Source organism: Pseudomonas sp. OG7, from assembly GCF_014192825.1.
Taxonomy (GTDB): domain Bacteria; phylum Pseudomonadota; class Gammaproteobacteria; order Pseudomonadales; family Pseudomonadaceae; genus Aquipseudomonas; species Aquipseudomonas monteilii.
Window position 1 is genome coordinate 111,126 of the sequence record NZ_JACHYK010000008.1, and the last position, 20,209, is coordinate 131,334.

At 62.1% G+C, this 20,209-nt stretch carries 22 protein-coding genes and 1 tRNA gene; 11 read left to right on the forward strand and 12 right to left on the reverse strand.

Going from position 1 to position 20,209, the window contains the following annotated elements:
- Nucleotides 1–23: 23 nt before the first annotated feature.
- On the reverse strand, nt 24–1,178 hold the full coding sequence (locus tag FHW75_RS20045; protein WP_183674397.1) for an MFS transporter: 1,155 nt from the start codon (nt 1,176–1,178) through the stop codon (nt 24–26).
- Between the two features lie 284 nt (nt 1,179–1,462).
- Here FHW75_RS20045 and FHW75_RS20050 point away from each other — a divergent pair, with 284 nt between their 5' ends.
- A complete protein-coding gene (locus tag FHW75_RS20050; protein ID WP_019096742.1) occupies nt 1,463–2,683 on the forward strand; it encodes an amidohydrolase family protein in 1,221 nt (406 codons plus the stop codon).
- Nucleotides 2,684–2,736: 53 nt separating this feature from the next.
- Here the strand turns inward: FHW75_RS20050 and FHW75_RS20055 are convergent, their stop codons facing one another.
- The 3 genes from FHW75_RS20055 to FHW75_RS20065 form a co-directional block, all read right to left on the reverse strand.
- Nucleotides 2,737–3,627 carry a LysR substrate-binding domain-containing protein gene (locus FHW75_RS20055; RefSeq protein ID WP_025753674.1) on the reverse strand — a complete coding sequence of 297 codons (891 nt, stop codon included), beginning with the start codon at nt 3,625–3,627 and terminating at the stop codon, nt 2,737–2,739.
- Nucleotides 3,628–3,744: 117 nt separating this feature from the next.
- Entirely contained in the window at nt 3,745–3,924 is a 180-nt protein-coding gene (locus FHW75_RS20060) for a hypothetical protein (RefSeq protein WP_016711479.1), read from the reverse strand.
- Nucleotides 3,925–3,941: 17 nt separating this feature from the next.
- Nucleotides 3,942–6,137, reverse strand: a complete 2,196-nt coding sequence (locus tag FHW75_RS20065; RefSeq protein WP_409347971.1) for a methyl-accepting chemotaxis protein — start codon at nt 6,135–6,137, stop codon at nt 3,942–3,944.
- A 368-nt stretch (nt 6,138–6,505) separates the two neighbouring features.
- On the opposite strand from FHW75_RS20065, the gene FHW75_RS20070 reads away from it, so the two are divergent.
- Nucleotides 6,506–7,201: a 3-oxoacid CoA-transferase subunit A gene (locus FHW75_RS20070; RefSeq protein WP_025753670.1), complete on the forward strand. Its 696-nt coding sequence runs from the start codon at nt 6,506–6,508 to the stop codon at nt 7,199–7,201.
- 8 nt (nt 7,202–7,209) lie between these two features.
- Nucleotides 7,210–7,851, forward strand: a complete 642-nt coding sequence (locus FHW75_RS20075) for a 3-oxoacid CoA-transferase subunit B (protein ID WP_019096739.1) — start codon at nt 7,210–7,212, stop codon at nt 7,849–7,851.
- Nucleotides 7,852–7,994: 143 nt separating this feature from the next.
- Here FHW75_RS20075 and arfB read toward each other — a convergent pair whose 3' ends face one another.
- From arfB to FHW75_RS20090, 3 genes are all read right to left on the reverse strand, one after another.
- A complete protein-coding gene (arfB, locus tag FHW75_RS20080) occupies nt 7,995–8,408 on the reverse strand; it encodes an alternative ribosome rescue aminoacyl-tRNA hydrolase ArfB (protein ID WP_016711483.1) in 414 nt (137 codons plus the stop codon).
- A 342-nt stretch (nt 8,409–8,750) separates the two neighbouring features.
- The gene (gene trbK / locus FHW75_RS20085; RefSeq protein ID WP_019096737.1) at nt 8,751–8,999 is read right to left on the reverse strand and encodes an entry exclusion lipoprotein TrbK; all 249 of its coding nucleotides are present in this window, start codon (nt 8,997–8,999) and stop codon (nt 8,751–8,753) included.
- 90 nt (nt 9,000–9,089) lie between these two features.
- A tRNA-Ser gene (locus FHW75_RS20090) sits at nt 9,090–9,177 on the reverse strand.
- A 134-nt stretch (nt 9,178–9,311) separates the two neighbouring features.
- On the opposite strand from FHW75_RS20090, the gene FHW75_RS20095 reads away from it, so the two are divergent.
- The 8 genes from FHW75_RS20095 (at nt 9,312) to FHW75_RS20130 (ending at nt 15,099) form a co-directional block, all read left to right on the forward strand.
- Nucleotides 9,312–9,983, forward strand: coding sequence for a Bax inhibitor-1/YccA family protein (locus FHW75_RS20095; protein WP_003251184.1), 672 nt, complete (start codon nt 9,312–9,314; stop codon nt 9,981–9,983).
- 204 nt (nt 9,984–10,187) lie between these two features.
- Nucleotides 10,188–11,567, forward strand: a complete 1,380-nt coding sequence (locus FHW75_RS20100; protein WP_019096736.1) for a nucleobase:cation symporter-2 family protein — start codon at nt 10,188–10,190, stop codon at nt 11,565–11,567.
- Between the two features lie 96 nt (nt 11,568–11,663).
- Nucleotides 11,664–12,056, forward strand: coding sequence for a sulfurtransferase complex subunit TusD (gene tusD / locus FHW75_RS20105; protein ID WP_019096735.1), 393 nt, complete (start codon nt 11,664–11,666; stop codon nt 12,054–12,056).
- A 1-nt stretch (nt 12,057) separates the two neighbouring features.
- Nucleotides 12,058–12,417, forward strand: a complete 360-nt coding sequence (gene tusC, locus FHW75_RS20110) for a sulfurtransferase complex subunit TusC (RefSeq protein WP_027608790.1) — start codon at nt 12,058–12,060, stop codon at nt 12,415–12,417.
- Nucleotides 12,417–12,713: a sulfurtransferase complex subunit TusB gene (tusB, locus tag FHW75_RS20115; RefSeq protein ID WP_019096733.1), complete on the forward strand. Its 297-nt coding sequence runs from the start codon at nt 12,417–12,419 to the stop codon at nt 12,711–12,713. Before tusC ends, tusB begins: the two co-directional genes overlap by 1 nt.
- Entirely contained in the window at nt 12,710–13,045 is a 336-nt protein-coding gene (locus tag FHW75_RS20120) for a TusE/DsrC/DsvC family sulfur relay protein (protein WP_025753665.1), read from the forward strand. Before tusB ends, FHW75_RS20120 begins: the two co-directional genes overlap by 4 nt.
- A complete protein-coding gene (locus FHW75_RS20125) occupies nt 13,042–14,043 on the forward strand; it encodes a glycosyl transferase family protein (protein WP_027615034.1) in 1,002 nt (333 codons plus the stop codon). Before FHW75_RS20120 ends, FHW75_RS20125 begins: the two co-directional genes overlap by 4 nt.
- Nucleotides 14,044–14,139: 96 nt before the next feature.
- Nucleotides 14,140–15,099: a glutathione S-transferase family protein gene (locus tag FHW75_RS20130; RefSeq protein WP_027615035.1), complete on the forward strand. Its 960-nt coding sequence runs from the start codon at nt 14,140–14,142 to the stop codon at nt 15,097–15,099.
- A 33-nt stretch (nt 15,100–15,132) separates the two neighbouring features.
- On the opposite strand, the gene cysG is transcribed toward FHW75_RS20130, so the two are convergent.
- From cysG to lolA, 5 genes are read right to left on the reverse strand one after another with little or no spacing between them, the layout of a single operon-like run.
- Nucleotides 15,133–16,524, reverse strand: a complete 1,392-nt coding sequence (cysG, locus tag FHW75_RS20135) for a siroheme synthase CysG (protein WP_016711492.1) — start codon at nt 16,522–16,524, stop codon at nt 15,133–15,135.
- Entirely contained in the window at nt 16,525–17,805 is a 1,281-nt protein-coding gene (gene serS / locus FHW75_RS20140; RefSeq protein ID WP_060497748.1) for a serine--tRNA ligase, read from the reverse strand.
- Between the two features lie 30 nt (nt 17,806–17,835).
- Nucleotides 17,836–18,210 (reverse strand): fluoride efflux transporter CrcB, encoded by a 375-nt coding sequence (gene crcB, locus FHW75_RS20145; RefSeq protein WP_019096731.1) that lies wholly within the window; start codon nt 18,208–18,210, stop codon nt 17,836–17,838.
- Nucleotides 18,207–19,532 (reverse strand): replication-associated recombination protein A, encoded by a 1,326-nt coding sequence (locus FHW75_RS20150; RefSeq protein ID WP_025753662.1) that lies wholly within the window; start codon nt 19,530–19,532, stop codon nt 18,207–18,209. The genes crcB and FHW75_RS20150 overlap by 4 nt, the downstream gene beginning before the upstream one ends.
- 12 nt (nt 19,533–19,544) lie before the next feature.
- Entirely contained in the window at nt 19,545–20,168 is a 624-nt protein-coding gene (gene lolA, locus FHW75_RS20155) for an outer membrane lipoprotein chaperone LolA (RefSeq protein ID WP_019096729.1), read from the reverse strand.
- Between the last annotated feature and the right edge of the window lie 41 nt (nt 20,169–20,209).

Here is a 20,209-nt window from a genome sequence, read left to right on the forward strand (position 1 = left end):
AGTGGCTGTATCAGGGGCGATGCTCAGCAAGCCACCTTGCTGCGCACCCCCTTGCTCCCTGCCCCCAGGCACGTCACAGCAAAGGCAATGACCAGCGCCCCCGTCCCCAACAGGAATATCAACTGCTGGTTTGAGCCCTCCACCAGCGTGGCAATCAGTGCCGGCGTCGCGGCAGCCGCCCCCATCAACGTAATACTGACCAGCGGCGTCAGCTTGCCGGTCGGGTCGTTGGTGGTGATCAGCGCCATGTAGTACGACAGTGACAGCACCCAGCCAAAGTTGATCAGCAACAACGCCACGAACAACTGCATCGGTGTGCGGGTATGGCCCGTGAGCATGGCGATGGAAATGAATACCGCCACCAGTCCCACAGCAATCATCAGTTGGCGGTTGACCCGCGCCCCCAGCAGGCTTGGCAGCCCTGCCCCTGGCAGGCCGCCAATGGCCGACAGGCCGAACGCCCAACCGATGTCGACGCCGCTGATGCCTTGGTCTCGCGCCAGCTGGTCGATGAAGCCCCACACACAGTAAATGGCGATCTGCATGAACAGCATGCCCACCAGCGCCGTACGCCCTGTACGCGCTGAACCGCCCTGGGCAGGTGAGCCTTCGCCACTGGCCAGCAACGCCGTCGGACGGCGCGGCAATACCAGGCTGGCGCCGCAGATCAGCAAGTACCACAAGCCGAACGCGCACAAAGCGGTCACCGTGCCGCTCTGCGCGGCCAGCAACGGCAATGCAGCGGAAAACAGCGAGTACTCGGGGGTTTGCAGCAACAGCATCAACCCGAACGATCGGTCCTGATTGGGCAAACGTCCCAGCGTAGACACCGCGTAGGCATACACCAGCCCCGCACAGGTGCCTGCGGCCAGGCGCACAATCAGCAACACGTTATGGGTGGTGGCAAAGGCGGTCGCAATGCTCAACACCACGCACAGCGCCCCCACGAACAGGCAAAGGCTACGCCCGCCATGGCGCTTCATCAGCAGCGGGCATAGCAAGGTGCCCAGGGCCATGCCGATCATCTCGACCGACACCACCCAGCCCTGCTGATCGAGCGACAGGCTCAGTTGTTCCGTGACCAAACCCATGAAAATGGGTTGCACACCACAGACGATGAATGAAGTACAGGCAATGAAAATCAAGGCGGCACGCAGCAGCTTGGAATCATTGATCATGGAAGGACTCCGACACGGCATTTGTTTTTATTGTGTGTGATGACGTGCCCGGAACACGCCGCAGCAAGCGGTCGGACGGGTCACGCGATCAATCCTGTGCCGAGATCGAAGGCTTTGAAAGTTAATTATCGGAATCCACTTCAGTGGGCTTTTTAATGCAGGCCAACCTCCACTGCCTGTATCCAGAAACGCACTGCTGTCGATCCTGATAATTAATTGGAGACATGCCCGCATCCGCCCTACCGTGGTACGTCACCCAAGCCGTTAGTAAAAAAGGCCCAACCATGAACGACCGTGAGTTCATCAACGCCATCGACGCCGATGGCCTGCCTCTGAACATTGCCGTAAGCAATGGCCGCATCAGCCACATCGGCCCGCAACGCGCCAGCACGCCCGCCCGCGAAACCATCGACCTCGAAGGCCTGCTGGCGCTGCCGGGCTTTGTCGATGGCCACATCCACCTGGATAAAAGCTTCGTCGGTGACCGCTGGCACCCGCACCAACCCGTGGCCAGCCTGCGCGAACGCCTGGCCGTGGAAAAACGCGAACTGGCCAGCGCCCCGCCCATCGTCGAGCGCGCCGATGCGCTGATGCGCCAGGCAGCCTCGTTTGGCACCCTGGCCATGCGTTGCCATGTGGACGTGGACGCCACCACCGGCCTTACCAACCTGCATGCCATGCTCGAAGCCCGGGACATGTGGAAAGACCTGATCGACATCCAACTGGTGGCCTTCCCCCAGGCCGGCGTGGTGACCTGCCCCGGCACTGCTGAAGTGATGGAAGCGGCCATCCGCGAAGGCGTGCAGGTGGTCGGCGGCATCGACCCGACCACCCTTGATGGCGATGCCGATGGCCAGCTCGACATCGTGTTCGGCATCGCCGACCGACATGGGGTGAAGGTCGACATCCACCTGCATGAGCCTGGCGATATCTGTATCGCCCAACTCGAACGCATCGCTGCCCGCACCCAGGCACTGGGCATGCAAGGCCTGGTGGCGGTCAGCCACGCCTATGGGCTGGGCGACGTATCCGATGCCGTGGTCGACCGCACCGCCGAAGTGCTGGCTGGCGCCGGCATTTCCATCATGACCAACGCCCCCGGCGAGCATGCTTTCCCCCCCGTCCTGCGCCTGCGTAACGGCGGCGTGCGGGTGTTTACCGGCAACGACAACATCCAGGATGCCTGGTGGCCCTACGGCAACGGCGACATGCTGCAACGGGCCATGCTGGTCAGCTACCGCTCAGGCTTCAACACCGACGAGGAACTGCGGGTAGCGTTGCACATGGCGACCGAGGCGGGTGCCGGCGTGATGGGTAAACAGGACTACGGCTTGAAGGTGGGCAATGAAGCCAGCTTCATCCTGTTCAAGGCACCGAATGCCGCTGCGGCGGTGGCGGCTGCCATTCATGAGCGGGTGATCGTGCGCCACGGGGCGTTCTGGGGCGGGCCTGCGCAGTTGCAGTTGGAGGCTGCGCAGTTTGCTGCCGAACTGCGCCGCCACTGACAGGCAAAAATCCTGGGGCTGCCATGCAGCCCCATGGCCCTGACTGACAGCCACTAGACCAAGATTTCCTCTGCTTCTGCCCGCAAAATACCTATCAGAATTTCGGCCAACGCCATAACCATCGGATCCGCCGTAGGCCGATGAAAAATCGCCGCCTCAAACACTTTGATCGGCTTGAACCCTTCTTCCACCCCCAGCACCCGATGCCCCGCCGTCACCACCCGCGATGGCAACAGGCTCACCCCCAGCCCATTGGCCACCGCCTCCTGAATCCCTGCCAGGCTCGAACTGGTGAATGCAATGCGCCAACTGCGCCCCATGGCCTCGACCGCACTGATCATGTCATCCCGGTACAACCCGCGTGGCGGAAAGGTCACCAGCGGAATCGGGTCCTGGGCAAAACACGGGTACTGCGCGCTGTCGATCCACTCGATGCGCTCCGGCTGGCAGGCATTCGCCTCGCGGCTGTGGCGCCGCTGCTTGATCAACACCAGGTCCAGCTCGCCACGGTCGTAGGTGCTCATCAAATCGCGGCTCAACCCACCGGTAATCTCCAGCTTCACCGTCGGGTTGCGCCGGTTGAATGCTGCCAGCGCCTGCATCGTCTTGCCCGCGACAAAATCGTCCGGCAGGCCGATCCGCACGGTCACCGTCACTCCGCCCGACATGGCCTCGGTGAGCTGATTACTCACCGCCAGCAAATGCCGTGCGTAACGCAGCAGGGTTTCACCGGCGTCGGTCGGGTGCACTTCGCGGTTGCTGCGGTCTAGCAGTTGCTGGCCGACCAGTTCCTCCAGCCGGCGCACCTTCTGGCTGACCGTGGACTGGGTGGAATGCAGGCGGGCTGCGGCGGTGGTGAAACTGCCGCAGTCGGCCACCATGACCACGGTGCGGAGCATGTCCAGGTCGTAGATGGCGCGATTGGGGTTGGTGGATTCTGACATTTGGCGGGTTCAGCTTTTGGAATGGGGCTTGCTGCATGATGCCTGAAGCAGGCGTGCATTAGGCATTGCCCTGATGCGAGGTGCGCTTTGTGCGTGCGCACGAGTGATGTCCAGGGCTTACGATTGAGCGTTTTTGCGGGGTGCGCGTTGAAAACGCGTCACCACGATTTGAACAGCACCTGCCACCAGACACAACACGCCTATTTTCCAGCCCCCTTCCAGGCCGAAGTGCTCGGATGCCTTCCCAGCGGCAATTACGCTTACGAAGATGGCGACAGGGAGGATCAGTTTGTTCATGTAGTCTTCCAGGTGTACTAAGCAGAGATCGGGACAGCGCCCCGTGCGCCATCATCGCTGACTTCGAACTGCCCCACCAGCTTCTGCAACTTGCCGGCATCCACTTTCACCTTCTGCGCACTGCTCTGCAGCACCACTGCTGTCTGGCGCATCTCGCTGGAGGACTGGTTGACCTGGTCGATGGTCTTGCCGTATTCCACACTGCGCCGGTTGAGCTGCTGGATGATGGCGAACATGCCCTCCACCGCCTGGTGCAGTTGCACATTTTCCGAAGAGGCGTCCTCGGCGAGGCGCAGACTGTTGTCGACGTCCTGCACGCCCTGCTCCATGAAGCTTACGGCCTGACGGGTTTCGCCCTGCAGGCTTTCGACCATATGGCGAATATCGTCGGCGGCACGCGAGGTACGCGCGGCCAGGCTACGCACTTCGTCGGCCACCACTGCAAAGCCACGGCCATGCTCCCCGGCGCGCGCCGCCTCGATGGCGGCATTGAGCGCCAGCAGGTTGGTCTGGTTGGTGATTTCGCTGATCAACCCGGTAATGTTGTCGATCTCGACCATGCGGCTGTCGAGCCGCTGCACACTGGACGACGAGCGCGCCACCACATCGCGGATCGACTGCGTGCCCGCCTGCACCGCCAGGTACTGCTCGCGCGCGCGGCTGACCACTTCGTCCATGGCCTGCTTCATCTGCTCGGCACTGACCGAAGCCTGCTGCAACTCGCCAAGCTGCTCTTCCATGATGATCATCATCTGGTGCACGGCGTCGGCCACATCGGCGGAGCTCACGCTGGCTTCCTGGCTGCGCCCGAGCATCATCTGGTTGGTGCTGCCGACGGTACGGCTGGCCTTGACCACCTGCCCCACCACCGCGTCCAGGCGGTCGATGAAGCTGTTGATCCAGCGCGCCATGTCGCCGCTTTCGTCGTTGGCCAAGGTGCTGGTGTCCAGGCGCTGGCGCAGGTTGCCTTCTCCCTCGGCGATGGTGCGCAGCACGCCGCTCATGCCATTCAGCCTGGCCGCCAGGCGCTTGGGCCCGAGCACACCGAACAGCAACGTGGCGCCGAGCATGCTCGCGGCCTCGATCGCGTCGTTCAGCCCTTGCGGCAGGCCTGCACAGTGCTGCACCAGGTAGTTGCAGCCGAACAGGCCCGCCATGATCGCCACATAGGGCTTCATCAAACCGTAGCTCAGCGAGCGCCTGCGGTAGACCTCCTCCAGGTCTGCCTCGCACATCATGCCCCAGCGGTCGGGTGAGCCCGGCAACTGGAACGTTACGCCCTTGCCCACCACCGGCACGTGGCGATAATCCGAATAACCGGGGTAGGTCACGAACAGGTTTTCACCACGCCTTATCGTCTCCCTTACGCCAGGGTGCAGTTCCCGCGTGGAGGGGTCGGTGAAGCGCAGTTCCAGTTCGGTATGGCGCTGCACCTGCACCGTGGTCCAGGGCGTGCGCACGCCGCTTTTGAGGTTTTCGCCATGGGTGAAGGTGGCGTCTTCGAACCGCGAGCGGGACAGCGCGGTGCCAGGCTGAATGGAAAGGTCGAAGCGCGATTGCGCCATGAACAGGTAGTTGTCACCCGACTCGGGGTAAATATGCCCGGCCTCGCGCTGGATCAGATCGCCCAGCACGTCGTTGGGCACCCGGCCGCACAGGCAACCGAGCATTTTGCCCGCGTACCTGAGGGGCTGGTAGAACATCAGCGTGACTTCGTCGTGAAAGCGCGAGGATGACGGGCCGATCTGCAAGGTCAGTGGGTCGCTGTAGGGCCCGTGCAGGAAGGGGGCTTTCAGCCCTTGTGCCAGGGCTGACATATGCTCGATACGCGGCGTGCCACGCTGGGGCCAGGTCGAAGCGATGACAGTGCCGTGGGCATCGACGACAAACAGTTCGGAAAAGTCCTCGGCCTGGGCCAGCGTGCTGCGCAACATCGCGCTATCGACTTGAGCGAGCCCGGGCGCCAGTTGATCGGCCAGCTCGGCCAGATGCTCCCACTGCTCGCACGCCCACTCATGCAGCAACTGCACACGGGTGTGGGCGATGGCTTCGAAGGTTTGCTCGAGCTGCGGGTAACTGGCCCGGTTAAGGCGGCAGGCCCACCCCATGCTGAATTTGCCGGTTTTACCAAACCACGGCAGCCAGCCCTTCTCACGCGACGACAACTGCATCGAACCACTGGAAAGCGACATTATCTTCACCATACGCGACATCGAATGGCAATTTGATAGCAAGTCGCACGCCAACGCGGCTGGGGTGATTATTCGATGATTTCGCGAGCTGTTTGCACTTGATCAGTGCAGAACCGTGGCAGAGAAGCGCAGAGCGCACCAGCGAGGGGCAACAACAAAGGGATAACACGTTCAATTTTAGTGGGGCAAATAGTTTCCGAAACTGCTCGCACATCGCACAACAGTTCGATAATCGCACAAATTCAGCCAAACCCCCTCTACTGTTGCCCTATCTTGCGGCACGCTATAGCGAAAGTCAGCAAGTCATTTCAAGCGCTGACAGGCCCCATCGCGTCATGCGCTCCGGCCAGCCCGACAACCACAACTCCAGGAACAACCAGGAGCTCGCCTTGATCAATAAAACGTACGAGTCCATCGCCAGCGCGGTGGAAGGGATTACCGACGGTTCGACCATCATGGTCGGTGGCTTTGGCACGGCGGGCATGCCGTCCGAGCTGATCGACGGCCTGATCGCCACCGGTGCCCGCGACCTGACCATCATCAGCAACAACGCCGGTAACGGCGAGATCGGCCTGGCCGCCCTGCTCATGGCGGGCAGCGTGCGCAAGGTGGTCTGCTCGTTCCCGCGCCAGTCCGACTCCTACGTGTTCGACGAACTGTACCGCGCCGGCAAGATCGAGCTGGAAGTGGTGCCGCAAGGCAACCTGGCCGAGCGCATCCGCGCAGCGGGTTCGGGCATCGGTGCGTTCTTCTCGCCGACCGGCTACGGCACCCTGCTGGCCGAAGGCAAGGAAACCCGTGAAATCGACGGCCGCATGTACGTGCTGGAAATGCCGCTGCACGCCGACTTCGCGCTGATCAAGGCGCACAAGGGCGACCGCTGGGGCAACCTGACCTACCGCAAGGCCGCCCGCAACTTCGGCCCGATCATGGCCATGGCCGCCAAGACCGCCATCGCCCAGGTCGACCAGGTTGTCGAACTCGGTGAACTGGACCCGGAACACATCGTCACTCCGGGTATCTTCGTCCAGCGCGTGGTCGCCGTTACCGGTGCTGCCGCTTCTTCGATCGCCAACGCTGTCTGAGGCCTGCCATGACCATCACCAAAAAGCTCTCCCGCACCGAGATGGCCCAACGCGTGGCCGCAGACATTCAGGAAGGTGCCTACGTCAACCTGGGCATTGGCGCACCCACCCTGGTGGCCAACTACCTGGGCGACAAGGAAGTGTTCCTGCACAGTGAAAACGGCCTGCTGGGCATGGGCCCAAGCCCGGCGCCGGGCGAGGAAGACGATGACCTGATCAACGCCGGCAAGCAGCACGTGACCCTGCTGACTGGCGGTGCCTTCTTCCACCATGCCGACTCGTTCTCGATGATGCGCGGCGGCCACCTGGACATCGCCGTACTGGGCGCCTTCCAGGTGTCGGTGAAGGGCGACCTGGCCAACTGGCACACCGGTGCCGAAGGTTCGATCCCGGCCGTAGGCGGCGCAATGGACCTGGCCACCGGCGCCCGCCAGGTATTCGTGATGATGGACCACCTGACCAAGAGCGGCGAAAGCAAGCTGGTACCTGAGTGCACTTATCCGCTGACGGGTATTGGTTGCGTGAGCCGCATCTACACCGATTTGGCTGTGCTGGAAGTGACGCCAGAAGGGCTGAAAGTGGTCGAGATCTGTGCGGATATCGACTTTGACGAGTTGCAGACGTTGAGTGGTGTGCCGCTGATCAAGTGATCGGCGAAACCTTCTGGCAAGACGCAATCTCGGTGGCTTGCCTGCGATGGGCTGCCTAGCAGCCCCATGGCCCCAACCAACAGCCACTGTCATTGTTCACTCAGGCGATACCGACACTTGCCAGCAACGTTCCACCACCCGCACTAAAACTCCACCTTGCCCCGCCCCGCCTTGACGGTGCTCCGCCTGGCTTTGCCTTCAAGGCGGCGGGTCTTCGAGCCGAGAGTCGGCTTGGTGGGGCGGCGTTTCTTCTCGGTCTTGCCGGCAGCGATGACCAACTCGGCAAGACGCGCCAATGCGTCAGCACGGTTCTGCTCCTGCGTGCGGTATTGCTGGGCCTTGATGATCAACACGCCGTCACCGGTGATGCGACTGTCACGCAGCGCCAGCAGCCGCTCTTTGTAAAACTCGGGCAACGATGAGGCCGGGATGTCGAAGCGCAGGTGCACGGCGCTGGACACCTTGTTGACATTCTGCCCACCCGCGCCTTGCGCACGGATGTAGGTCAGCTCGATTTCGGCATCCGGCAGATGCACGTTGTTGGAGATGGTCAGCATGACATGGCCCTTGTAATTCCACCCATGCTCCAGACGATTCAGGAACAGCGGCTTCCGAGTGCGAATGACAGGATTTGTGAGGAGGCACAGCCTACACAGAGACTGTACCAGCACTGGTGAGGTTTTCGTAACCAGGCCGGTAACCCGTGGAAACAATCAAGCCACCAATCGGGCCCCGTCAACTTACTACCCTCTGGCATTACGGTTTGCGCCATACACGGATGGAAAGGTACCGAACCAGTCATGGTCATCGATTCCGGAACGGTCAACTGGCATCGAATTGATGTGATTTTGCGCAAGCCATAACGCGAAAACCCTGATGAACTCAGGGCTTCTCTCGACTTAAAAGTCGTCAGGCGGACTTTTTTCGAACTTCCATTCGGTCATCTTTCTGGCTGCATGGAAGCTCTTGCAGTTCGCGATGAACTCATTGCGGTCCCATTCCTTGGAAAGGCTGGCCAGGATCTGCTCATAGGTTTCACCCGAGCAATTGGCTTTGTTGGGCTCGGGCACCCTGTCTTCTGCAACTGCCCCCAGGCTCATCATCATGCCAAGGGCTGCAACCAAACGGGTAAAAGACACGACGTACATCCACTCACTCCTTTGAATTGACCTGTTCCATAGGCCCTTTTTACAGGCCCTAAAAACGCAAAAAGCCCTGAATAATCAGGGCTTTGAATATGGCGGAAGCGTAGAGATTCGAACTCTAGGATAGTTGCCCATCGACGGTTTTCAAGACCGTTGCCTTAAACCACTCGGCCACGCTTCCAGCTCGTTTTGCGGCCGCCATAATACCGTAATGAAACACGCTGTCAAACTCTCTGTGTCGCGGGTTGCGGGAGCTCTGATAGACTCCTAGCATCTGAACGTTCGAAACCACAGGTTTTACCAAGGAGTGTCGCCATGCGCGAACAGGATTACGCCGTACACCACGGCCAGCAGGTCGAGCAGCAGGAGATCAGCAAGGTCCTGCGCAACACGTACAGCCTGCTGGCACTTACCCTCGCCTTCAGCGGTGTCATGGCCTTCGTCGCCCAGCAGATGCGCGTCGGCTACCCGAACGTGTTCGTGGTGCTGATCGGCTTCTACGGGCTGTTCTTCCTCACCAACAAACTGCGTGATTCGGCCTGGGGCCTGGTGTCTACCTTTGCCCTCACCGGCTTCATGGGCTTCATCCTCGGCCCGATCCTCAACCGCTACCTGGGCATGGCCGGTGGTGCTGAAGTGGTCAGCTCCGCGTTTGCCATGACTGCGCTGGTGTTTGGTGGTCTGTCGGCCTATGTGCTGATCACCCGCAAGGACATGAGCTTCCTCAGTGGCTTCATCACTGCTGGCTTCTTCGTTCTGCTGGGTGCTGTCGTGGCCAGCTTCTTCTTCCAGATCAGCGGCCTGCAACTGGCGATCAGCGCTGGCTTCGTGCTGTTCTCGTCGGTGTGCATCCTGTTCCAGACCAGCGCGATCATTCATGGTGGCGAGCGTAACTACATCATGGCGACCATCAGCCTGTATGTGTCGATCTACAACCTGTTTGTCAGCCTGCTGCAGCTGTTCGGCATCATGGGCCGTGATGACTGATTGATGAATGTGCGAGAAAGCCCGCTTCGGCGGGCTTTTTTGTGGGCGCTACCAAGCCCCGGAAAGCACAACCAATAACTGACCAAAAAGTCAGATAATTAGACGTATGGTCGCCGATCATGCCGCCATCGTGCTTTTCTCTACCGCAATCCGCCATCACCCCGTAGAATGCGCTCCTTTTTTCTTCCGGGGCAGCTTCCAGCAATGAGCTCACACGAACACAGCCCAGGCGCGGCGGCGCCTGCCAACGAACTGGTGCTTGGCCTAGAAGACAAGCCACGGCTGGTGATCGGCCTGCTGGCGGCCCTGCAGCACCTGCTGGCGATCATCGTGCCGATCGTGACCCCTGGCCTGCTGATCTGCCAGGCGCTGGGTGTTTCGGCGCGTGATACCAACCTGATCGTTTCCATGTCGCTGGTGATCTCGGGGATTGCCACCTTCGTCCAGTGCAAGCGCTTCGGGCCGTTCGGCGCCGGGCTGCTGATTGTTCAGGGCACCAGCTTCAACTTCGTCGGGCCGCTGATTGCTGGCGGTGCGCTGATGGTCAAGCAAGGCACGCCGGTAGAAGGCGTGATGGCGGCTATCTTCGGCGTGGTGATCGCAGGCTCGTTCGTGGAGATGGGCGTTTCGCGCATCCTGCCCTTCGTAAAGCGTCTTATCACCCCGTTGGTGACCGGCATCGTGGTGTTGATGATCGGCCTGACGCTAATCAAGGTCGGCCTGATCAGCATGGGTGGCGGTTTTGGCGCCATGGCCAACGGCACCTTCGCCAATGGCGATAACCTGCTGCTGTCGGGCGTGGTACTGGCGATTATCGTGATCCTCAACCGAGTCCCGGTGGTGTGGATGCGCAGCTGCGCCATCGTCATCGCCTTGGCGGTTGGTTATGCGTTGGCCGGTTACATGGGCCGCCTGGACTTCACTGGCATGCATGAAGCCGCGCTGTTCCAGGTGCCTACGCCACTGCACTTTGGTTTGGGCTTCTCGTGGGCGCTGTTCATTCCAATGCTGGTGATTTACCTGGTGACGTCGCTGGAAGCCATCGGTGACGTTACCGCCACCAGCAAGGTGTCGCACCAGCCGGTCGAAGGGCCGGTGTGGATGCAGCGGATCAAGGGCGGCGTGCTGGTCAACGGGGCCAACTCACTGCTGGCTGGCCTGTTCAACACCTTCCCCAGCTCGATCTTTGCGCAGAACAACGGCGTGATTCAGCTGACCGGTATTGCCAGCCGCCATATCGGTATCTGGATTGCCGTGATGCTGGTACTGCTGGGCCTGTTCCCGAGCGTTGCCGGGGTGATTCAGGCGGTGCCGGAGCCGGTGCTGGGTGGGGCGGCCATGGTGATGTTCGGTGCAGTTGCGGCTTCGGGGATCAATATTCTGGCTAGCACTCGGCTGGACCGCCGCGCACTGCTGATTATTGCGGTTTCGCTGGCCTTGGGCCTGGGTGTGGCACAGGTGCCGGAATTCCTGGCGCATATGCCGGCGGCGATCCGCAATGTGCTGGAGTCGGGTGTAGCCACGGGCGGTATCTGTGCCCTGGTATTGAACTGGTTCCTGCCGGAGAGCAAGGAACACGCCTGAGCCTTTCAGCCCTGACAGAAAGCCCGCCCCGCCATGCACAAGCGGGCGCGGGCTTTTTTGTTTTATCATGGCACCATTCCTTTGCACGAGTTACCCATGAAATTCGCTATCGCGGTGTTCTCTCCGGCCCATGCGCCTTCCTCGCGGCGCGCCTTGCGCTATGCCGAGGCGGTACTGGCCAGCGGGCATGAGATTGCCCGGTTGTTCTTCTATCAGGACGGGGTGCACAGTGCCTCGGCCAACGTGGTCGCGCCCCAGGACGAACTGGATGTGGCGGGCCAGTGGCGCGCCTTCATCGAGGCTCAACAACTGGACGCCGTGGTGTGTATCGCTGCCGCCCTGCGCCGTGGCGTGCTCGACGAGGCCGAGGCCAACCGCTACCAGCGCCCGGCCGTGAACCTGCCCAAACCCTGGGAATTGTCTGGGCTTGGCCAATTGCATGAGGCCGCGCAAGTTGCCGACCGCCTTGTCTGCTTCGGAGGCGACTGAAATGGCCAAATCTCTACTGATCATCAGCCGTCAGGCACCGTGGAACGGCCCATCCGCCCGCGAAGCGCTGGACATCGCTCTCGCCGGCGGCGCGTTCGACTTGCCGCTGGGCATGCTGTTCCTCGACGATGGCGTTTTCCAGCTCGCCCTAGACCAGCAACCCACCGCCGTGCAGCAGAAGAACCTTGCCGCCAACCTGCAAGCACTCCCCATGTTTGGCGTTGAAGAGTTGTTCGCTTGTAGTCACAGCCTCACCCGCCGAGGCCTGGCAGCCGACGCCCTGAAGCTGCCGGTGCAAGTGCTCGATGACGCAGCGCTAACCGCGCTGATCGCCCGTTTCGACCAGGTGGTAACGCTCTGATGACGACCCTGCATGTAATTGCCCACTCCCCGTTCGGCGACGAGCGCCTGGCCAGCTGCCTGCGCCTGCTCGGTGCCGACGACGCGCTGCTGCTGTGCGGCGATGCGGTGTATGCCTTGCGCAGCGGCAGCGAGCCGCACCACCTGCTGCAAGCTGCCGGCCTGGCCCAGCGCCTGTACGCCCTGGAAGAAGACGTGCAGGCCCGCGCAGTCGGCAACGACCTGGCCAAGTCCGTGGACTACGCCGGGTTCGTCGAACTGTCGCTGCACTACGACAAGGTCAACAGCTGGCTATGAATAACCTCATCATCGGCGATCGAGCGATCGCCCTGGACAAGGACGGCTTCCTGGTCGACCTGCAAGACTGGTCCCACGCTGCCGCCGAGGCCTTGGCCGAGCGCGAGGGCATCCCGTTGACCGCTGACCACTGGGAAATCCTCGAACTGCTGCGCCAGTTCTACCAGGAGTACCAGCTGTCTCCAGCCACACGCCCGCTGATCAAGTACACAGCCCTGAAGCTGGGCCCGGAAAAGGGCAACAGCCCCCACCTGAATCGCCTGTTCAACGGCACCCCCGCCAAACTTGCCGCCAAGCTGGCGGGCCTGCCCAAGCCGACCAATTGCATATGAACGAACCTCGCCCACTTACCCTGGTAACCCCGGCCGAACACCCGTTCGCCGAATTCGTGCGCATTCTCGGCAAAGGCAAACGCGGCGCGCGTGGCCTGACCCGTGAAGAAGCCCGCGCGGCCATGACCCTGTTGCTGGAAGGCAAGGTCGAAGACACCCAGCTGGGTGCCTTCCTGATGCTGCTGCGCCACAAGGAAGAAAGCGCCGAAGAGCTGGCGGGCTTCACCGAAGCGCTACGCGCTCACCTGCACGCGCCGAACATTGCGGTAGACCTGGACTGGCCCACCTACGCCGGCAAAAAGCGCCACCTGCCCTGGTACCTGCTGGCGGCCAAATGCCTGGCCGGCAACGGCGTGCGCATCCTGATGCACGGTGGCGGCGCACACACCGCCGGGCGCATGTACACCGAGCAACTGCTCGACCTGCTGCAAATCCCGCTGTGCCGCAACTGGGCCGCTGTCGGCAGCACCCTCGACCAGCATCAGCTGGCGTTTTTCCCGCTGCACGACTGGGCGCCGCAATTGCAACGCATGATCGACCTGCGCAACACCCTCGGCCTGCGCTCACCCATCCACTCACTGGCGCGTGTGCTTAACCCGCTGGGCGCACGCTGTGGCCTGCAAAGTATCTTCCACCCCGGCTACCAGGCCGTGCACCGCGAGGCTAGCCGTCTGCTGGGCGACCATGCGGTGGTAATCAAGGGCGATGGCGGCGAGATCGAAGTAAACCCCGATGTCATCAGCCACCTGTACGGCACCACGGCAGGCGAAGCGTGGGACGAAGAGTGGCCAGCGCTGAGCGAACGCCGCCATGTGAAGCCGGCCAGCCTGCAAGCCGAACACTTGCTGGCGTTCTGGCGGGGCGAAGTTGTAGACAGCTATGGCGAGAAGGCCCTGATCGCCACCATGGCCCTGGCCCTGCGTGGCCTGGGGCAGGACCGCGAGCAGGCCTTCACAACCGCCCAAGGCTATTGGGAGACACGCAACAAATCGATTTAACCGATCATAATCCCCGGTTATTTGCGCTATTTATTCGAACGATTTGGCCTAGACTGGGCTCCAACGACAAACACCTTTGTTCCGAGGAGCTCACTCATGGGCCTTTTGATCGACGGCCGCTGGCATGATCAGTGGTATGAAAACGGCAAGGACGGCACGTTCAAACGCGAAAACGCCCAACGCCGTAACCAACTGCCCGCCCCTGAGGCCGGCCGCTACCACCTGTACGTCTCGCTGGCCTGCCCATGGGCCCACCGCACCCTGATTGTCCGCGCCCTCAAAGGCCTGGAGCCCTTGCTCGATGTGTCGGTAGTGAGTTGGCTGATGCAGGATCACGGCTGGACCTTCGATGTGCAGCAAGGCTCCACGGGCGACCACCTCGACGCCTTACAGTACCTGCACCAGCGCTACACCCAGGATGACCCGCACTACACCGGCCGCGTGACTGTACCCGTGCTGTGGGACAAGAAAGAGAAGCGCATCGTCAACAATGAATCGTCGGAAATCATCCGCATCTTCAACAGCGCGTTCAACGAGCTGACCGGCAATACACTGGACCTGTACCCCGAACCGCTGCGCCCAACCATCGAGGCGCTTAACGAGCGCATCTACCCGGCCGTGAACAACGGCGTGTACCGTGCAGGCTTTGCCACCACGCAGGAGGCGTACGAAGCGGCGTTCGACGATGTGTTCAATGAGCTGGACTATCTGGAAGACGTGCTAAGCCGCAATCGCTACCTGGCAGGTGAATACCTGACCGAAGCCGATGTGCGCCTGTTTACCACGCTGGTGCGCTTCGATGCCGTGTACCACGGGCATTTCAAGTGCAACCTGCGCCGTCTGAGCGACTATCACAACCTGTCGAACTGGCTTCGCGAGCTGTATCAGTGGCCTGGGGTAGCGGGCACCGTGGATATGGAGCATATCCAGAAGCACTATTACATGAGCCACAAGACCATCAACCCGACCGGGATCGTGCCCAAAGGGCCGTTGCAAGACTTCAGCCTGGCACATGATCGGGAGCGGTTGGCAGGTAAAGGGATTTGGCAGGCTTAAGATAGCCGGGGCTGCTTTGCAGCCCCAACGATATCAGCTGTTTTGCGCCCCTTCGAACCAGGCCAGCTTTTCACGCAGTTGCACCACTTCCCCCACAATTACCAGGGTCGGCGCATGCACTTCATGCCGCGCCACCAGCTCCGGCAAATCCGCCAGGGTACCGGTGAACACCCGCTGATTACGCGTAGTGCCCTGCTGAACCAACGCAGCCGGCGTACTGGCCGCCCGCCCATGACGAATCAGCTCGGCACAGATGGTCGGCAACCCCACCAACCCCATGTAGAACACCAAGGTCTGTGCCGGCGCTACCAGATCATTCCACGGCAGGTTGCTGGTGCCATCCTTAAGGTGGCCGGTTACGAAGCGCACTGACTGAGCGTAGTCGCGGTGAGTCAGCGGAATACCGCCATAGGCGGAGCAGCCACTGGCCGCGGTAATGCCCGGCACCACCTGGAACGGGATGCCATGCTCGGCCAGCTCTTCGATCTCTTCGCCACCCCGGCCGAAGATGAACGGATCGCCACCTTTCAGCCGCAGCACACGCTTGCCCTGCTGAGCCAAATCGACCAGCAGACGGTTGATCTGATCCTGCGGCACGGCATGGTCGGCGCGACGCTTGCCCACGTAGATACGCTCGGCATCACGCCGGCACATCTCGATGATCGCGGGGGCTACCAGGCGGTCGTAAAGCACCACGTCAGCCTGCTGCATCAGGCGCAAGGCACGGAAGGTAAGCAAGTCCGGATCACCCGGGCCCGCACCTACCAAGTACACCTCCCCCCCCTGCTGCACCGGCGCGCCGTCGACCATCGCCTGCAACAGGCGTTCGGCCTCAGCGCCCTGCCCAGCCAGCTGGCGCTCGGCAATCGGCCCCTGGAACACGGTTTCCCAGAAGCCCCGGCGCTGGTTGACATCCGGGTACAAGGATTTGACCTTGTGCCGGAAACGCGCTGCCAGCCCGGCCAGCTCACCATAGGCCGACGGAATCCAGGCCTCCAGCTTGGCGCGAATCAACCGCGCCAGCACCGGGGCGTCACCGCCACTGGAAACCGCAATCACCAAGGGTGAACGGTCGACAATCGCCGGGAAGATCACCGTGCACAGGGCCGGTGCGTCCACCACATTGACTGGCAGGCTAAGGGCCTGCGCATCCGCCGACACCTGGGCGTTCAGCCCAGGATCGTCGGTCGCCGCAATCACCAACCGGCAGCCGACCAGGTCGGCGGCCTGATAGCCACGCACCAGCACCTCACCGCCACCTTCCCGGGCCAACGCGGCCAACTGGCCGTCGACATCCGGCGCCACCACGCGCAGCACGCTACCGGCATCCGCCAGCAAGCGCGCCTTGCGCAAAGCGATCTCACCGCCACCGACGACCAGCACACGGCCGCCTTGCAGCTTGTGGAACAGCGGCAGGTAATCCATTTAGCGGATAACCTCGACGCCGCCCATGTACGGTTTCAGCACGTCTGGCACCCGGATCGAACCATCGGCCTGCTGGTAATTTTCCAACACGGCAACCAGGGTACGGCCTACCGCCAGACCGGAGCCGTTGAGGGTGTGCACCAGCTCTGGCTTGCCGGTTTCCGGGTTGCGCCAGCGGGCCTGCATGCGGCGCGCCTGGAAGTCGCCGCAGTTGGAGCACGAGCTGATTTCGCGGTACTTGTCCTGGCTCGGCACCCACACTTCCAGGTCGTAGGTTTTGACGGCGCCAAAGCCCATGTCGCCGGTGCACAGGGCCAGCACGCGGTATGGCAGCTCCAGCAGCTGCAGTACGCGCTCGGCGTTGGCGGTCAGGCCTTCCAGGGCTTCCATCGACTTGGCCGGCTCTACCACCTGCACCATCTCGACCTTGTCGAACTGGTGCTGGCGAATCATGCCGCGGGTGTCACGGCCGGAAGCACCGGCTTCACTGCGGAAACACGGGGTGTGGGCAACCAGCTTCAGCGGCAGCTGCTTGGCGTCGAGGATTTCACCGGCCACCAGGTTAGTCAGCGACACTTCGGCGGTCGGGATCAGATAGAAGTCCGCCTCACCTTCGCGAGTGATCTTGAACAGGTCTTCCTCGAACTTCGGTAGCTGGCCGGTGCCTTGAAGGGCCGGGGCCTGCACCAGGTACGGGGTGTAGTGCTCCTCGTAGCCGTGCTCGCCGGTGTGCAGGTTGATCATGAATTGCGCCAGGGCGCGGTGCAGGCGGGCGATAGGGCCGCGCAGCACCGCAAAACGGGCGCCAGACAGCTTGGCAGCGGCTTCGAAGTCCAGCCCACCGCTGACTTCGCCCAAGGCGACGTGGTCCTTGATTTCGAAGTCGAAGGCCTTCGGCGTGCCCCAACGGCGCACTTCGACGTTGTCGTCTTCGCTGGCACCGACCGGTACGCTGGCGTCCGGCAGGTTGGGGATGGTCAGCAGGATACCGTCCAGTTCGGCCTGGATGGCGTCCAGTTCGGTCTTGCCAGCAGCCAGTTCATTGGCCATGCGTTCGACGTCGGCCATCAATGGCGCGATGTCTTCGCCCTTGGCCTTGGCCTGTCCGATGGACTTGGAACGGGCGTTGCGCTCGGCTTGCAGCTGCTCGGTGCGAGTCTGCACTGCCTTGCGGCGCTCTTCCAGTGATTCGATGCGCGCGACATCCAGGCTGAAGCCACGGGAGGCCAGGCGATCCGCCACTTCCTGAAGTTGGCCGCGTAACAGTTTGGAATCGAGCATATCGTTCTCTCGTTATAAGTAGGTGTTGGTTCAGAATCGGGTCAGGGACAGGCCGACCCAGGTCGCGAGCAGCCCGCCCACCACGCTGATACTGGTATAGCCCAAGGCAAGGGGCACCTGCCCGCTTTCCATCAGGCGCACGGTATCGAGCGAGAAGGAGGAAAAGGTTGTCAGGCCGCCGAGGAAGCCGACAATCAGGCCGGCGCGCAGCTCGACCGGCGCCAGCGGCTTGTGCAGGAACAGGCCGTAGAGCAGGCCGATCAACAGGCAGCCAACCAGGTTGACCGCCAGCGTACCGGCATAGAAGTGCCGTGGCCAGTGGGCCGCTACCCAGTTGGCGGTAGCGAAGCGCAACAAGGTACCGGCGATACCGCCCGCGCTGACCGCAGCGATGAGTGCAATCACGGTTTTCTCCGTTGACGGGGGCTGTTGCGGTCGAGCTCGGCCAGGTGGCGTAGCTTCTCGCCAATCTTCAGTTCCAGGCCACGGGGCACTGGCTGGTAGTACTGACGCGGCTCCAGTTCATCAGGGAAGTAATCTTCACCGGCGGCATAAGCGTCGGGTTCATCATGGGCGTAGCGGTACTCGTCACCATAGCCCAGCTGTTTCATCAGCTTGGTCGGGGCGTTGCGCAAGTGCAGTGGCACCTCCAGCGAGCCATGTTCGGCCGCTTCACGCAGGGCGGTCTTGAAGCCCATGTACACCGCGTTGCTCTTCGGCGCACAGGCCAGGTAGGTGATGGCCTGGGCCACGGCCAGCTCGCCTTCGGGACTGCCCAGGCGTTCCTGCACGTCCCACGCCGCCAAGCACAGGCTGAGGGCTCGCGGGTCGGCGTTACCGATATCCTCGCTGGCCATGCGCACCACGCGGCGGGCGATGTACAGCGGGTCGCAACCGCCGTCGAGCATGCGCGCAAACCAGTACAGGGCGCCATCGGGGTTGGAGCCGCGCACCGACTTGTGCAGCGCGGAGATCTGGTCGTAGAACGCCTCCCCCCCCTTGTCGAAACGACGGCGGCTATCGCCGAGCAGGCTTTGCAGCATCTCGACGTCAATCTCGCTGCCGTCTTCGGCCAGGTCCGAGGCGTTCTCAAGGAAGTTGAGCATGCGCCGCCCATCGCCATCGGCGGCAGCCATCAGCATCTTGAAGGCGTCGTCGCCCACCCGCAGGTTGCGCTTGCCCAGCCCGCGCTCCTCGGTCAGCGCACGGTTCACCAGCTTGCGCAATGCCGCCTCGTCCAGACTTTTGAGCACATACACCCGCGCCCGCGACAGCAACGCGTTGTTCAGCTCGAAGGAGGGGTTTTCAGTGGTGGCACCGATGAACAGCAGCGTGCCGTCTTCCACGTAGGGCAAAAAGGCATCCTGCTGCGACTTGTTGAAGCGGTGCACTTCGTCGACGAACAGGATGGTGCGGCGGCCATATTGGCCGGCCTGCTGCTTGGCCACTTCAACGGCCTGGCGGATCTCTTTCACCCCGGCCAGTACCGCCGACACGGTTTCGAAATGCGCGTCACAAAACTGCGCCAGCAGCCGCGCAAGGGTGGTCTTGCCCACCCCCGGCGGCCCCCAGAAGATCATCGAGTGCAGCGCACCCTGCTCCAGCGCCTCGCGCAACGGCTTACCGCGCGCCAGCAGGTGCTCCTGGCCCACGTACTCGTCCAGGTTGGACGGGCGCAGGCGAGCGGCCAGGGGCTGGGCGACGGGTTCGCTTCGAAACAGGTCCATGACGGGCTCTGGTTACTCCTTGATCACGTCCGCGCCTTTGGGGATGTCGAACTTGAACTGGCTGTCCGGCACCGCCTGGTTGGCCTTGACGCCATTGAACAGGATGTTGGTGCGCTGGCCGACACTGTCGATCAGCTGCATGTCATTGATCAGGCCTTTGCGGAACGACACGCGCAGCGAGTCGAACAGGGTGTCCTTGGTCTTCGGCTTGAGGGTGAAGTCCATCACCTCGCCCTGCTCCTTGGAAGCAATGTCGAAACTCTGGCTGATCTTCGACACATCACCGGACAGCAGCAGCGCAGGGGTCTGGTTCAGTCGCACATCGAGCTTCTTGATGGTGGCCTGTTCCAGATCCGGGTCCCACAGGGTGACGTTCTTTCCGTCCGAAACCACGACCTGCTCCTGCGGCGCATCAGTGTGCCAGTAGAACAGGCCCGGGCGCTTGACCGCCATCTTGCCCGAGGTTTCCTGCAGGCTGGTGCCATCGGCGCCGAGGGTCAGCTGGGAGAAATTGGCCTCGATGGTCTGCGACTTTTCCAGCAGCTGGGTCAGGCGTTGTACGTCTTGCTCACCGGCATAAGCAGTAACCGAGCCCAGGGTCAGGGCAGAAACCAACAGCATGCGAATCGCGCGCATGGGAATCCTCATTGAGCATTGAAAAGGCCGGGCGCCACCGT

Bases quoted from the DNA above. Each gene is read 5' to 3' on its own strand.
- FHW75_RS20045 (WP_183674397.1), bottom strand. From the start codon at position 1,178: ATGATCAATGATTCCAAGCTGCTGCGTGCCGCCTTGATTTTCATTGCC.
- FHW75_RS20050 (WP_019096742.1), top strand. From the start codon at position 1,463: ATGAACGACCGTGAGTTCATCAACGCCATCGACGCCGATGGCCTGCCT.
- FHW75_RS20055 (WP_025753674.1), bottom strand. From the start codon at position 3,627: ATGTCAGAATCCACCAACCCCAATCGCGCCATCTACGACCTGGACATG.
- FHW75_RS20060 (WP_016711479.1), bottom strand. From the start codon at position 3,924: ATGAACAAACTGATCCTCCCTGTCGCCATCTTCGTAAGCGTAATTGCC.
- FHW75_RS20065 (WP_409347971.1), bottom strand. From the start codon at position 6,137: ATGTCGCGTATGGTGAAGATAATGTCGCTTTCCAGTGGTTCGATGCAG.
- FHW75_RS20075 (WP_019096739.1), top strand. From the start codon at position 7,210: ATGACCATCACCAAAAAGCTCTCCCGCACCGAGATGGCCCAACGCGTG.
- arfB (WP_016711483.1), bottom strand. From the start codon at position 8,408: ATGCTGACCATCTCCAACAACGTGCATCTGCCGGATGCCGAAATCGAG.
- trbK (WP_019096737.1), bottom strand. From the start codon at position 8,999: ATGTACGTCGTGTCTTTTACCCGTTTGGTTGCAGCCCTTGGCATGATG.
- FHW75_RS20095 (WP_003251184.1), top strand. From the start codon at position 9,312: ATGCGCGAACAGGATTACGCCGTACACCACGGCCAGCAGGTCGAGCAG.
- FHW75_RS20100 (WP_019096736.1), top strand. From the start codon at position 10,188: ATGAGCTCACACGAACACAGCCCAGGCGCGGCGGCGCCTGCCAACGAA.
- tusD (WP_019096735.1), top strand. From the start codon at position 11,664: ATGAAATTCGCTATCGCGGTGTTCTCTCCGGCCCATGCGCCTTCCTCG.
- tusC (WP_027608790.1), top strand. From the start codon at position 12,058: ATGGCCAAATCTCTACTGATCATCAGCCGTCAGGCACCGTGGAACGGC.
- tusB (WP_019096733.1), top strand. From the start codon at position 12,417: ATGACGACCCTGCATGTAATTGCCCACTCCCCGTTCGGCGACGAGCGC.
- FHW75_RS20120 (WP_025753665.1), top strand. From the start codon at position 12,710: ATGAATAACCTCATCATCGGCGATCGAGCGATCGCCCTGGACAAGGAC.
- FHW75_RS20125 (WP_027615034.1), top strand. From the start codon at position 13,042: ATGAACGAACCTCGCCCACTTACCCTGGTAACCCCGGCCGAACACCCG.
- FHW75_RS20130 (WP_027615035.1), top strand. From the start codon at position 14,140: ATGGGCCTTTTGATCGACGGCCGCTGGCATGATCAGTGGTATGAAAAC.
- cysG (WP_016711492.1), bottom strand. From the start codon at position 16,524: ATGGATTACCTGCCGCTGTTCCACAAGCTGCAAGGCGGCCGTGTGCTG.
- serS (WP_060497748.1), bottom strand. From the start codon at position 17,805: ATGCTCGATTCCAAACTGTTACGCGGCCAACTTCAGGAAGTGGCGGAT.
- FHW75_RS20150 (WP_025753662.1), bottom strand. From the start codon at position 19,532: ATGGACCTGTTTCGAAGCGAACCCGTCGCCCAGCCCCTGGCCGCTCGC.
- lolA (WP_019096729.1), bottom strand. From the start codon at position 20,168: ATGCGCGCGATTCGCATGCTGTTGGTTTCTGCCCTGACCCTGGGCTCG.